Here is a 12,392-nt window from a genome sequence, read left to right as displayed (position 1 = left end):
CGCGGGCTACTCGATCAGCATGACTGGCCCGCTCCGCGGGCTACTCGATCAGCATGCTCGGCGCGGGAGGGGTCAGGACTCGAACCAGCCTCGGGGGTGGTGGTCGGCCGTCAGGGGGGTGCGCTCGCGCTTCGGGCGCGCCCACTGCACGGCGTTGGCCAGCACCCGCTTGATGTCGGGGTGGTGGTAGACGGGGTAGTCCTGGTCGCCGGGCGAGAAGTAGAACACCTTGCCCAGGCCCCGGGTGTACGTCACTCCGGAGCGGAAGACCTCGCCGCCCGAGAACGTCGAGAGGAAGACCGTCTCCTCGGGCACCGGGATGTCGAAGTACTCGCCGTACATCTCCTGCTCGGGGATGACGATCGGGCTCGGCACGCCCTCGGCGATCGGATGGGTCGGCGCGATCGTCCAGACCAGCTCGCGGTCGTGGTCGTTCCGCCACTTCAGCGAGCAGGTCGTGCCCATCAGCGCCTGGAAGATCTTCGAGTAGTGGCCGGAGTGCAGGATCAGGATGCCCATGCCCTCCTGCACGTGCCGCAGCACCCGCTGCACGACCTCGTCCGACACCTCCGGGTGCGCGATGTGCGCCCACCAGAGCAGGACGTCCGTCTTCGCGAGCGCCTCCTCGGTCAGCCCGTGCTCGGGCTCGGGGAGGGTCGCGGTGCGCACCGAGACGGCGTCGCCGAGCGACTCCGTCAGGCCGTCGGCGATCACCCGGTGGATGCCGTCGGGGTAGTGCCGCATCACGGTCTCGTCGCCGCGCGTCTCGTGGCGGAACTCGTTCCAGACCAGGACCTCGAGGGGTGCGCTCATGCGACCGCCACCTCCTTCTTCTCGGCGGCGGAGCGGTAGATCGCGTCGACCACCCGGCTGCGGTGCAGCGCGTAGTCGCCGTAGTGGCCGGCGTAGCGGGGACCGCCGGCGGGAGCGTCGGCGCCGGAGGAGATCGCGGCGAGGAACTCCGCGATCACCGAGCGGTGGTGCCCGGCGGGCACCGGGACGTCGGGGCGGGAGACGGTGGGGGCGCCGGCGACCTCGGAGTAGAACGTGAGCGTCCCCTCCGTCGCGTAGTCGGCGACGTGCAGGCGGGCGCCGCCGGCCGAGCCGAGCAGCTCGACCTCGATGTCCTCGTGCACCTTGGAGTAGCTGGCCCAGGAGGCGTCGAGCTGCAGGCTGCGGCCGTTGTCGAGGCGGAGCAGCGCGCTGGAGAAGTCCTCGACCTCGAAGGCGTGCGTGCCGGTGGCGGCGACGCCGTGCGGGCGCCCGCCGCGACCGGAGCGGCCGATCTCGCCGTAGGCGACGGCGGAGACGCTGGTCACCCGCGGTTCGCCGAGCAGGTGCAGCGCGATGTCGAGGACGTGCGAGCCGAGGTCGATCAGCGGTCCGCCGCCGGCGAGCTCCTTGCTGGTGAACCAGGAGCCGATGCCGGGGATGCCGGTGCGCCGCTGCCAGCTCGCGCGGGCGTGGTAGATCTCGCCGAGCGGGGCGTCGTCGAGGTAGGTGCGCAGGTAGGCGACGTCGGCGCGGCGGCGGTGGTTGTAGGCGATCTCGAGGACGCGGTCGTTCGCGCGGGCCGCCTCGACCATCTCGGCGGCGAGCTCGGCGGTGGTGGCCAGCGGCTTCTCGCAGAAGACGTGCTTGCCGGAGGCGAGCGCGGCGACCGCGATCGGGTGGTGGAGGTGATTGGGCACGCCGATCGAGACGACGTCGAGGTCGTCGCGGGCGACGAGCTCCTCCCAGTCGGCGTAGAGGTCGGGGACGCCGCGGGTGGCGCCGAGCTCGCGCAGGCGCTCCTCCTCCTGGCCGGCGAGCGCGACGACGCGCGCACCGGGGAGGGCCTGGAAGGCGTCGAGGTGGGTGGTGCCGGCGAAGCCGAGGCCGACGACGCCGACGCGCAGCTCCCCCGGGATCTCGGTCGTGCCTGTGTTCTCGGTCATGCCGTCGAGCCTAGTCGAATTGATTCGAGTCCTCGATAAACAGGGGGGTGGGTCTCGATACGCCGCCTGCGGCGGCTACTCGACCAGCATGCAGTGACCGGCGAAGGACAGCTTCATGCTGGTCGAGTAGCCCCGCAGGGGCGTATCGAGACCCGCCGTCGTCAGCAGGGAGGCGTCAGTCCGCGCGTTGCAGGCGCACCGCGATGTACTCGCGGCCCGGCAGGTCGATGCGGAAGCGGCCCGAGTAGGCGCCGGGCAGGCGCTCGACCGTCATCGCCCAGGTGTCGAGGACGTCGACCGTGTACGAGACGTCGGGCTCGAGCAGGAAGCGGCGGTAGGTGGGGCGGTCGAAGCCGAAGTAGTAGAGGTAGTACTCGCCCTCGACGCCGGCGCGCGGCACGTCCCAGTCGAGCGGGATCGGCTCGAGGCCGCGAGCGGGCCCCTCGGCCAGGACCGACTCCAGGAACGCGATCCGCGCCGGGCTCGTCCCGCGCAGCTCGCCGCCCTTCGACCACCAGAGCACGTCGTCCGGATGCACGTAGGTCTCGCCGTGCCCGACGTAGCCGCCGCGCAGCGCGCCCTCCCAGCACCGCCGCACCAGCTCCTCGCCGGTGATGTTGCCCCAGCCCTGGTCGATGTCGCCCTCGTAGGCGCACTCGTCGATGACGACCGGCTTGCCCCAGCGGCGCCACTCGGTCGTCATCTCGGCCGTCTTGTAGACGTCCTGCCGCTGGATGCTGGCGTGCGTGATCCACGGCCGGGAGTGGTCGTAGAACTCGCGGCAGTTGTGGATCGAGAGCAGGTGCCGTGACGGGTCGTCCTTTCCCACGATCCCGGCGAAGCGCTCCCAGTCCTCCTCGGTCTTCTCGAACAGCAGGTCGTACTCGTTCGCGAGCGACCACCAGACGTTCGCGAACGAGGCGAGCCGCGCCACGGCGTAGCGTACGTAGCGGTCGTCGGCGACGGCGTCCATCGTCGAGAAGCCCCAGCGGTCGTAGGCGTGGAAGAGGATGAGGTCCGCCTCGATGCCGAGCTCGCCGAGCTGTTCGATCCGCCGCTCGAGGTGCGCCCAGAACGCCGGATCGAAGCGCTGCCAGTCGAACCCCGCCTCGGGCGAGCCCTCGAACGGGTAGAGCTCCGGCTCGTTCTCGTTGAAGAGGTACGACTTCGGGAAGACGCACATCCGCATCTTGGTGAAGGGCGCGGTGGCGAGCGCGGCGAGCGTCCGCTCCTCCAGCTCGTCGCCCTGGTGCGTCCAGGCGTAGGAGGTGGTGCCCAGCGGGCGGTGCCGCGTGCCGTCGGCGTGCGCGAAGTGGAAGGTGTCGGCCACCCGCACCGGGCCGTGCTGCCCCGCCACCGCCGCGGTCACCGAGACGGAGCCGGTGACGCCGTCGAGCGAGCGGGCGCTGCTCGAGGTGGTCCAGGCGTACTCGCCGGCGGCCTCCGGCATCCAGCGCAGCCGGTAGACGCCGTCACCGTCGTAGAAGCCGGGCACGCGCACCGACCCGGTGGGCCCGTCGACGATCGCCGAGAGCGCGACGTCGACGAACGGGTTGCCGTGCGCGGGGCCGCGCAGCTCGATCTCGAAGCGCCCGAAGACGGTGGCGGTGGCCGGCGCGGACACGCCGGCCGAGGCCAGCGGCACGTCCGCGGTCTCGTAGTCCCCGGAGGGCTCGACGAACCGCTCCTGCTCGCGGACCGGCGCCGGCTCCTCCGTCGGGATCGCTGCGACCTCGGCCAGCAGCGCCTCGCGCTCGGCCGCGTCGAGAGACTCCTCGGTGTCGACGACGAGCCCGAGCGGATAGCTGTGCAGGGTGTGCAGGATCGAGGAGTGCACCAGCCCGGGGAGGCGGCGCTCGACGATCGCGTGCCCGCGCGGGTCCCGGAGGACCTCGAACAGGCGCGTCTCGCGCGAGAACCGCTCGGCGGTGTCGGTGGTGTGCGGCACGGTCAGCCCTTCACGGCGCCGGCGAAGGCGCCCTCGACGAAGTAGCGCTGGAACATCAGGTAGACGATCAGCACGGGGAACACGGACATGATGGTGAAGGCGTTCAGCGGCCCGTACGAGCTGGTGAACTGCGACTGGAAGCCCTGCAGCGCGAGCGGGATCGTCCAGGAGTCCTGGCTCTGCAGCAGCGCGAGCGCGATGGAGTACTCGTTCCAGGTGGAGACGAAGTCGAGGATGAACAGCGCGGCGAGGGCCGGGCGGGCCAGCGGCAGGATGATCGTCAGGAACAGCCGCCAGTTGCCGGCGCCGTCGATCCGCGCGCTCTCGTCGATCTCCTCGGGGATCTGCCGGAAGAAGCCGTAGAGGATGAAGGTCTGGTACGGCAGGCCGAAGGCGATGTACGGCAGGATGATGCCGAAATTGCTGCTCAGCAGCCCCAGCCCGTTGATGACCTGGAAGAGCGGCGCGATCGCGACCTGGATCGGCACCATCGCGCCGAGCGCGATCACGCCCATCAGCAGGCGCTGCCGGCGGAACCGCATCCGCGCCAGAGCGAAGGCTGCGGCCGCCGAGATGAACAGGCCGATCGGCACCTTGAAGAGCGCGATGATCAGGCTGTTGCCGCCCGCGGTGAGCAGGTTGCCGCGGTCGAGCGCCTCGACGTAGTTGCCGAAGTCGGGCGACCACGGCGGCACGAAGGCCGGCGTGCTGAAGATGTCGGCCTCGCTCTTCAGCGAGGTGAAGACCATGAAGATCAGCGGGACGGCCCAGATCAGGACGGCGAAGACCAGCGCGATCCAGAGGCCGATCCGGATGTAGTCGCGGCCGCCGACCGGGCGGCGGGTGCGCTTGGGCGGCGCGACCAGGCCGGGTGCGCTGGTCGGGATGCTCGTGACGCTCATGAGTTCTTCTCCTGACGAGCCGTCCACACCATGTACGGGACGACGATGACGAGGGTGATCACGAGCAGGACCGTGGCGATCGCGTTGCCCTGGCCGTACTCGTGGTTGTTGAAGGACTGCTGGAACGACCAGAGTGCGAGCACCTGCGTCTGCTGCGCCGGGCCGCCGCCGGTCATGCCGACGATCAGGTCGAACACCTTGATCGAGTTGATGATCGTGAGGACGACGACGATGACCGTGGTCGGCCGCAGCGCCGGGATCGTCACGTTGCGGAAGACCTGCCAGGCGTTCGCGCCGTCGAGCCGGGCCGCCTCGACATGATCGGGCGAGACGCTCTGCAGGCCGGCGAGGAAGAGCACCATGTTCGTGCCCGCGATCTGCCAGACGAAGGCCGCGAAGATCGAGTAGAGCGCGAGGTTCTTGTCCCCGAGCCACTGCACCTCGGCCAGCCACGGCAGGTCGAACAGCTGCGCGAGGTTCACGCCCACGCCGTAATTGGGGTTGTACATCCAGCGCCACATGTTCGCGATGGCGATCGGGGCGAGCACGCCCGGGATGTAGAAGAGCGAGCGGAAGGCGTTGCGCCCGAACAGCGGCCGGTTCAGCGCCAGCGCCATCACCAGCCCGAGGCCGACCGGGATGAACAGCGAGAGCACCACCCAGATCAGCGTGTTCGAGAACGCGGTCCAGAACACCGGGTCCTGGGTGAAGATGCGGACGTAGTTCTGCAGTCCGACGAAGACCTGCGGGGCGCCCTGGAAGCCGGACCACTCGAAGAAGCTGAGCCGCACCGACTCGAGCGAGGGGCCGACCACGAAGACGAGGTAGGCGGCGAGCGCCGGCGCGAGGAACGGCAGGGCGGCGAGGAAGCCGGTGCCGCCGAAGCGGGCGAGGGCCCGGCGGCGCGGATGCTTCCTCCGCGGCTGCTCCGGCGCGGACTGCCGCGGGCGGGCGGGGGTGGATGTCGTCATGGCGGACCTCTCGGACGTCTCGGACGCGGGGTGCTCGGGCACGGCGGCGCTCGGGCGGAGGGGACGCGCGGCCCCCTCCGCCCCGGGCGTCACTGCTGGTCGATGAACTTCTGGAACTCGGCGCCGGCGTCGGCCGGGTCGAGGTCGCCGGTCGCGACCAGGTTCTGGATGCGCCAGTACTCGGTGGTCTGCGACTGCGAGAGGTTCTGGTCGTTGTTCATGTAGACGCCGGTCGCCGCCTCGGTGATCGGGTTCCAGAGGGCGTCGAAGGCGCTCTGGTCCTCGGGGGTGACGTCGACGTTGACCGAGCGGCTGCCGAAGGTGGCGATGAACTTCGCCTGCGCCTCGGGCGAGGTCAGGTAGTCGAGGAACTTCGCGGCCTCGTCGGCGTGCTCCGAGTTCGCGGAGATGTAGTTGTTCTCGTTGAAGCCGTAGATGCGGTCGGTGCCCGTGGGGAAGGCGAAGATGCCGACCGAGTCCTCGGACATCCCGGCGTCGCGGATCTGCTGGTTGAACCAGTCGCCCTCGATCGCCATGGCCGCCTTGCCGGCGAAGAAGAGCGAGCTCGACTCGTCGTTGTTGATCGAGATGAAGCCGTCGTTGACGTAGTCCGACGTCCAGGTGGCGAACTCGGTGAAGGTGTCGGTGACGCAGGACTCGTCGGCCCAGCTCGCCTCGCCGGTGACGAGGGCCTGGTAGCCGTCGGCGCCGCACTCGGTCTCGAGCAGGCTGTCGAGCAGGCGCATCACGTGCCAGTTGACGGTGCCGCCGAACTCGAACGGGGTGATGCCCGCGTCCTTCAGCTTCCCGGCGTCCTCGACGAGCTCGTCGTAGGAGGTGGGCGCGGCGTCGATGCCGGCCTGCTCGAAGAGGTCCTTGTTGTAGAAGACCGCCTCGGTGCGCTGGGTGTAGGGCACGCCGTCGTAGCCGCCGTACTGGGTGACGGTGGACATCGTGGTGTCGGAGAAGCGGTCGGCCCAGCCGTACTCGTCGTAGTACTCCTTCAGGTCCAGGCTCGCGCCGGCGTCGATGAACTCGCCGCCGAGACCGGGGCCGGCCCAGGAGAAGAAGAGGTCGGGGGCGCCGCTCGTGCCGAGCGTGGTGCGCAGCGCGTCCTTGTGCGCGTCCACCGCCCGCTGCTCGACCTTGACGGTGATGTCGGGGTTCGCCTCCTCGAAGTCGCTGACGATCTCGTTGATCGTCGCGTTCGCGGAGTCGGCCGACTCGGTGAGCTTGAACCAGGTGATCTCGGTCTTGCCGCCGGAGTCGCCGCCGCTCGCGGAGCAGCCGGCCAGGCCGGCGAGGAGGAGAGCGCCCGTGGCGAGGGCGACGGATCGGGTCAGAGCATGGGAACGGGTCAGAGCACGCATCGTCGCGTCCTTTCGCTGCTCGACATCGCAGCAGCGCGACATCGACGTCGGATCCGCCGATCAGGGCCGGGACTGGAGCTCCAGCGGCGGTGGATGAGGGATACGTTATCGATAACACATTCGGGCGACAATGCGCGCAACCGGTTGATGCGTCACGATCGGGTAACGGCGATCGGCCCGGAATCCGCTCAGTAGAGTGAGCGGGTCGCCGCCAGGGAGGGAGCCTCGATGTCGAGCACGTCCCTGCCCCGCGCGCGGCCGAGCATGGCCGACGTCGGGCGGCACGCCGAGGTCTCCGCGCAGACCGTCTCCCGCTTCTTCACCGGCGGCTACGTCGCTCCGGCGACCCGGGTGCGCATCGAGGCGGCCATCGCCGAGCTCGGCTACCGGCACAACCGCGTCGCCCGGAACCTCCGCGTCCAGCGCACCGACACGGTCGGCTTCCTCGCGATGGGGCCGCTGAACTACGGGCACTCCGAGCTGCTGACCGGGGTGAGCCGCGCCGCGCGCGCCGAGGGGCTCTCGCTGATCACGGCCCTGCTCGAGGTCGGGCCGGACGCCCCCGGAGCCCGCGAGGAGATGCGGCACGCGGTCGACAAGCTGCTCTCCTTCCAGGTCGACGGGATCATCGTCGGCACGCCCTACGGCGGGCTCGACGAGCTGGTCGAGTACATCGCCGCCTCGGTGCCGGTCGTGACGCGCTCCGAGCGCGGCGGCCCCGTGGGCGACTCGACCTACGCCGACTCCTACGGCGCCGGCTACCTCGGCACCCGGCACCTGCTCGAGCTCGGGCACCGGCGGATCCTGCACCTCGCGGGCCCCGGCGACCGCAACGAGGCCGTCGACCGCGAGCGCGGCTACCGGGCGGCGCTGACGGAGGCGGGGGTCGCCCCGCTCGACGTGCTGCGCTGTGCGGAGTGGGACGCCGAGTCGGGAGCCGCGCAGGGCCGGGCCGTCGATCCGGAGTCGTTCACCGCGGTCTCGGCCGCCAACGACCAGATCGCGCTCGGCTTCCTCCGCGCGATGTCCGAGCGCGGCCGGACGGCGCCCGGCGACTACTCGATCGTCGGCGTCGACGACATGCCCGACTCCGCCTACTACTCGCCGCCGCTGACGACGATGCACCTCGACCACCAGCTGCTGGGCGAGAAGGCCCTGCAGATGCTGGCCGCGCGCATCCGCACCGGCGAGCGCCAGGAGCGGACGGCGGTCACCGCCCGCCTGGTGCTGCGCTCGTCGACGGCACCGCTGCGCTGACGGCGGGTCTCGATACGCCGCTGCGCTGACGCCGGGTCTCGATACGCCGCTGAGCGGCTACTCGACCAGCATGGGAAGAGCCGCCTGCCTCATGCCGATCGAGTAGCCCTCGGAGAGGGCGTATCGAGATCCACCACCGTCAGCACAAGGGTCTGCAGACCCGCCCTCTTGAGGACGGTGGGTCTCGATACGCCGCTGCGCGGGTACTCGACCAGCATGTGTGCCCTCCTCAGTCGCGCGCGTGCTCCCCGGTGGACAGGCGGGCGAGCAGCTCCGCCAGGTCGCGGCGCACCACGGGGGCCTCGAGCGCGTCGCGGTCGGCGGCGTCGTAGGCGTCGGCGAAGGCCTCGAGCTGGCGGTGCAGCTCGGTGCGCGCGGTGCCGCGGGCGACCGGCTCGAGGCGCTGCGCCAGGCGGAGGCCGGCGCGGACGACGAGCGGCTGGTCCAGCGCGTAGGCGCGCAGGGCGAGGTAGACCTCGGCCAGGAGGTCCGCGGCGGTCGGCCAGGTGCACCACAGCCGGGCGACACCGTCGGCGTCGCGGAAGCGGGTGCGCGGGCCGTCGCCCCGGCAGAGGTCGACGAGCGCGCCGGTGAGGGCGTCCAGCGCGCTGACCGCGGTGTACGGGTCGTTGGTGCCAGTCGCCAGGCCGCGGACGCCGATCTCGACGACCTGCTGCACGGCGTAGCGGAGGTCCTGGTGCGGGGTGCGCGCGTCCGCGATCACGACCGCGGCGAGCGCCGCCTCCTCGAGGTCGCTCCCGCCGACGAGCGCGAGCACGGAGTCGCCGGCCAGGACGTGGTCGCCGGGTGAGGCGAGCGTCCGCAGCACCGCGTCGTGGCGGGCACCGAGTGCGACGAGGCGCTCGAACTCGAGCTGCTCGACGTAGCCGGAGCGGGGCGCCGTCAGCACGACACCGCCGGCGGGGAACGGCTCCTCGCGCGGGTCCCGCTCGTCCTCGTCGCCCGACAGCTCCGCGATGACGTCCTCGAGCTCGCCGAGCACGCGCTTCTGCAGCGTGGTCACCTGCACCGACAGCGCGATGTGGTGGATGAAGTAGACCAGCACCGCGACGTCGCCGACGGCCAGCACCACCGCGAAGCCGACCGCGACGACGGGCACGAAGGCGAGGGTGGCGTCCTCCTCGGTGTGCACCGAGCGGAGCACGATCAGCGAGTAGAGGAACGTCGAGGTCAGCACCGCGAGGACGACCTGGTTGCCGCGGTCGGCCATGAAGTTGCGGACCAGCCGGGGCCCGTACGCGGAGGACGTGGTGGCGAGGACGGAGATCGTGATCGAGAACGAGGTCGCGGCGACCCCGAGCATCGTGCCGCCGATCGCGGAGAGGATCGCGCGGCCGCCGGTCGCGGAGAGGTCCTCGACGAGGGGGAGGTCCTGGATGCCCGCGCGGATCAGCAGCCGGTCGAGCTCGATCAGCCCGAAGGCCAGGGCGATCGCGAGGACGCCGAACAGGGTGGGCAGGAACCAGAACGATTCGCGGGCGTGCAGGAGCCGGGAGCGCATCCTCGAAGGCTAGATCTTTCATGCTGATCGAGTAGCCCTCGGAGAGGGCGTATCGAGATCCGGCGTTCTGGAGGACGTGGGTCTCGATACGCCCTGCGGGCTACTCGACCAGCATGGGTCGCCGCTTCGCGGCTGCTCGACCAGCAGGGGAGGCCGCCTCTGCGGGCAGTCGCGGACCTACGGGACGATGACCGCGCGGCCGCGGACGGTGCCGTCGTGCAGGTCGGCGTAGGCCTGGGGGGCGTCGGCGAGGGCGTAGCGCTGGACCTCGACGTCGATGCGACCCGCCTTGGCGAGCTCGAAGACCTCGATCAGCTCGCTGCGGGAGCCCCAGTAGGGGATCCGCAGGGCCGCGTCGTAGGCGATCGTGCCGAAGCCGACGGTCGCCTGGCCGCCGCCGATGCCGACGATGGTGACGTCCGACTCGACGGCCGCGACCGCGGTGGCCGTCGCGATGGTCGGGCCGGCGCCGACGAAGTCGAACACGGCGTCCGCGCCCAGCCCGCCGGTGATCTCGCGGATCCTCTCGGCGGCGGAGGAGTCGCTGATCAGCGTGACGTCCGCTCCGACGTGCTTCGCCAGCTCGAGCTTCTCCTCGCTGACGTCGAGCACGATCACCGTCGCGCCGGAGAGCGCCTTGAGGATCTGGATGCCGACGTGGCCGAGTCCGCCCGAGCCGATGACGACGGCGTAGGTGCCCGCGCCGAGCTTCGGGAGGCTGCGCTTGATCGCATGGTACGGCGTGAGCCCGGCGTCGGTGAGCGAGACGTTCTTCACCGGGTCGAGGTCGCCGATCGGGATCAGGTGGCGGACGTCGTCGACGATCATGTACTCCGCCATCGAGCCCTGGTTGCCGAGGCCGGGCGGGCGGATGCCCTCCGCCTCGGCGTTGGTGCAGTAGTTCTCCGCGCCGCGCGAGCAGTTGAGGCAGTGGCCGCAGCCCCACGGTCCGTAGACGGCGACGGCCTCGCCGATCCGCAGGCCGGTCTCGACGCCGGGGCCGAACTCCTCGATCACGCCAGCGCCCTCGTGGCCGAGGGTGAGCGGCAGCGGGTAGTGCTGGGCGAGGTAGTCCTCCTCGGGGAGGCTCATCACGTAGTCGTCGGAGTGGCAGACGCCGGCGGCGGTCACCTTCAGCAGGATCTCGCCCGGCCCGGGCACGGGCTTCTCGATCTCGACGACCTCGGGGGCCTGTCCGACGGTGGTGTAGCGCAGTGCCTTCACGGTTCCTCCTTCGCCGGGCCGCGCTCCGCGCAGTCCGACATCTGTCTGCTATCGGGTGCCCCTCCAGGGGCGCTCCGTGCGCTGGGGAGGGTTGACCTCGGCCCTCGCGCAGGACGAGGTCCGAGCCGTGGTGTATCCATGGGGAGGGCGCAGGCGGACCGCCCGGGACGACGGAAGGCGCGACGACATGGCCCCACCGCGCCGGAAGGCGACGCTCGAGTCGGTCGCCGAGCGCGCCGGGGTCTCGCTGAAGACGGCGTCGAACGCGGTCAACGGCACGGGCCGGATGGCCGACGGGACGCGGGAGCGCGTCCGGGCCGCGGTCGAGGAGCTCGGCTACACGGTGAACGTCGCGGCCCGCAATCTGACCCGCGGACGGACCGACGCGGTGACGCTCGCCGTGCCGACCCTGAAGGCCGCCTACCTCGCCGAGCTGGCGGAGGCGGTCATCGAGACCGCCCGCGACATGGACCTCGCGGTCTCCGTCACGACCTACCCCGACGACGGCGGCGACGGCTCGCGCCGGCTGCTGCAGCGCTTCAACTCGCAGCTCACCGACGGGCTGCTGCTCTCGCTGTCCGAGCACGAGACCCTCGACCGCTCGGCGCTCGCCGTCGAGTACCCCCTGGTCTGCCTCGGGACCCGCGACACCTACGAGCTGGTGGACCGGGTGACGACCGACGACGTCGCCGACGCCCGCGCGGCCACGGCGCACCTCCTCGCGCGCGGCAGCACCGCGCTGGCCGTCGTCGGCGCGCACTCGCCCTTCGACGCCGGCCGCATCGGCGCGGCCCGCGAGGGGAACGCCGAGCTGCGGCTGCGCGGGGTCGTCGAGGAGCTCGCCGCCGCGGGCCGCTCGCTCGATCCGCGCCTGGTGGGCGTCACCGGCTACGACTGGACGATCGGCTCCGGCTTCCGGGTCGCCCGCGCGCTCGTCGAGGCGGGGGTGCCGTTCGACGGCCTGGTCTGCTTCAACGACGTCCTCGCGACCGGCGCGATCTCGGCCCTGCGCGAGGGCGGACTGCGCATCCCGGACGAGGTGCAGGTGATCGGCTTCGACGACATCGAGGAGTCGGCGTTCCTCTCCCCGCCGCTCACCTCGATGGACTCGCGGATCGAGTGGATCGCCCGCACGGCGCTCGAGCGCCTGGTCGCGCGGATCGACCGGGTGGAGGCTCCCGCGACCACGCTCTTCGCCCGATCGCAGGTCGTCGCCCGCGGCACGACACGCTGATCAGAGAAAAGTCTCCTTGCCCTCACA

Annotated in this window: 10 protein-coding genes; 2 read left to right on the top strand and 8 right to left on the bottom strand. The window is 71.1% G+C overall.

Going from position 1 to position 12,392, the window contains the following annotated elements; genetic code table 11:
- Nucleotides 1-72 precede the first annotated feature (72 nt).
- From MT355_RS12350 to MT355_RS12325, 6 genes are all read right to left on the bottom strand, one after another.
- Nucleotides 73-813 carry a ThuA domain-containing protein gene (locus tag MT355_RS12350; protein WP_123705721.1) on the bottom strand — a complete coding sequence of 247 codons (741 nt, stop codon included), beginning with the start codon at nucleotides 811-813 and terminating at the stop codon, nucleotides 73-75.
- Complete coding sequence (locus tag MT355_RS12345) at nucleotides 810-1,937, bottom strand: Gfo/Idh/MocA family protein (RefSeq protein ID WP_243599754.1); 1,128 nt, start codon at nucleotides 1,935-1,937, stop codon at nucleotides 810-812. Before MT355_RS12345 ends, MT355_RS12350 begins: the two co-directional genes overlap by 4 nt.
- A gap of 175 nt (nucleotides 1,938-2,112) precedes the next feature.
- A complete protein-coding gene (locus tag MT355_RS12340) occupies nucleotides 2,113-3,885 on the bottom strand; it encodes a DUF5605 domain-containing protein (RefSeq protein ID WP_243599753.1) in 1,773 nt (590 codons plus the stop codon).
- 2 nt (nucleotides 3,886-3,887) lie between these two features.
- Nucleotides 3,888-4,787 carry a carbohydrate ABC transporter permease gene (locus tag MT355_RS12335; protein ID WP_243599752.1) on the bottom strand — a complete coding sequence of 300 codons (900 nt, stop codon included), beginning with the start codon at nucleotides 4,785-4,787 and terminating at the stop codon, nucleotides 3,888-3,890.
- A complete protein-coding gene (locus MT355_RS12330; protein WP_159423673.1) occupies nucleotides 4,784-5,758 on the bottom strand; it encodes a carbohydrate ABC transporter permease in 975 nt (324 codons plus the stop codon). The genes MT355_RS12335 and MT355_RS12330 overlap by 4 nt, the downstream gene beginning before the upstream one ends.
- 89 nt (nucleotides 5,759-5,847) lie before the next feature.
- Nucleotides 5,848-7,128 (bottom strand): ABC transporter substrate-binding protein, encoded by a 1,281-nt coding sequence (locus MT355_RS12325; RefSeq protein WP_243599751.1) that lies wholly within the window; start codon nucleotides 7,126-7,128, stop codon nucleotides 5,848-5,850.
- A gap of 228 nt (nucleotides 7,129-7,356) precedes the next feature.
- Between MT355_RS12325 and MT355_RS12320 the strand changes: the two genes are divergently transcribed.
- Entirely contained in the window at nucleotides 7,357-8,385 is a 1,029-nt protein-coding gene (locus MT355_RS12320) for a LacI family DNA-binding transcriptional regulator (RefSeq protein ID WP_243599750.1), read from the top strand.
- Nucleotides 8,386-8,614: 229 nt separating this feature from the next.
- Here the strand turns inward: MT355_RS12320 and MT355_RS12315 are convergent, their stop codons facing one another.
- Complete coding sequence (locus MT355_RS12315) at nucleotides 8,615-9,907, bottom strand: DUF2254 domain-containing protein (RefSeq protein ID WP_243599749.1); 1,293 nt, start codon at nucleotides 9,905-9,907, stop codon at nucleotides 8,615-8,617.
- 177 nt (nucleotides 9,908-10,084) lie between these two features.
- Nucleotides 10,085-11,131: an NAD(P)-dependent alcohol dehydrogenase gene (locus MT355_RS12310; RefSeq protein WP_243599748.1), complete on the bottom strand. Its 1,047-nt coding sequence runs from the start codon at nucleotides 11,129-11,131 to the stop codon at nucleotides 10,085-10,087.
- Between the two features lie 187 nt (nucleotides 11,132-11,318).
- On the opposite strand from MT355_RS12310, the gene MT355_RS12305 reads away from it, so the two are divergent.
- The gene (locus MT355_RS12305) at nucleotides 11,319-12,365 is read left to right on the top strand and encodes a LacI family DNA-binding transcriptional regulator (RefSeq protein ID WP_243599747.1); all 1,047 of its coding nucleotides are present in this window, start codon (nucleotides 11,319-11,321) and stop codon (nucleotides 12,363-12,365) included.
- Nucleotides 12,366-12,392: the final 27 nt, after the last annotated feature.

It is taken from the genome of Rathayibacter sp. VKM Ac-2929 (assembly GCF_022815495.1).
In the GTDB taxonomy this organism is placed as follows: Bacteria; Actinomycetota; Actinomycetes; order Actinomycetales; family Microbacteriaceae; genus Rathayibacter; species Rathayibacter festucae.
This window is presented reverse-complemented; position numbering and strand designations above follow the sequence as displayed.

What these genes read in the sequence shown, in the direction of transcription:
- MT355_RS12350 (WP_123705721.1), bottom strand. Translation starts at nt 813, where the DNA reads ATGAGCGCACCCCTCGAGGTCCTGGTCTGGAACGAGTTCCGCCACGAG.
- MT355_RS12345 (WP_243599754.1), bottom strand. Translation starts at nt 1,937, where the DNA reads ATGACCGAGAACACAGGCACGACCGAGATCCCGGGGGAGCTGCGCGTC.
- MT355_RS12335 (WP_243599752.1), bottom strand. Translation starts at nt 4,787, where the DNA reads ATGAGCGTCACGAGCATCCCGACCAGCGCACCCGGCCTGGTCGCGCCG.
- MT355_RS12330 (WP_159423673.1), bottom strand. Translation starts at nt 5,758, where the DNA reads ATGACGACATCCACCCCCGCCCGCCCGCGGCAGTCCGCGCCGGAGCAG.
- MT355_RS12325 (WP_243599751.1), bottom strand. Translation starts at nt 7,128, where the DNA reads ATGCGTGCTCTGACCCGTTCCCATGCTCTGACCCGATCCGTCGCCCTC.
- MT355_RS12320 (WP_243599750.1), top strand. Translation starts at nt 7,357, where the DNA reads ATGTCGAGCACGTCCCTGCCCCGCGCGCGGCCGAGCATGGCCGACGTC.
- MT355_RS12315 (WP_243599749.1), bottom strand. Translation starts at nt 9,907, where the DNA reads ATGCGCTCCCGGCTCCTGCACGCCCGCGAATCGTTCTGGTTCCTGCCC.
- MT355_RS12305 (WP_243599747.1), top strand. Translation starts at nt 11,319, where the DNA reads ATGGCCCCACCGCGCCGGAAGGCGACGCTCGAGTCGGTCGCCGAGCGC.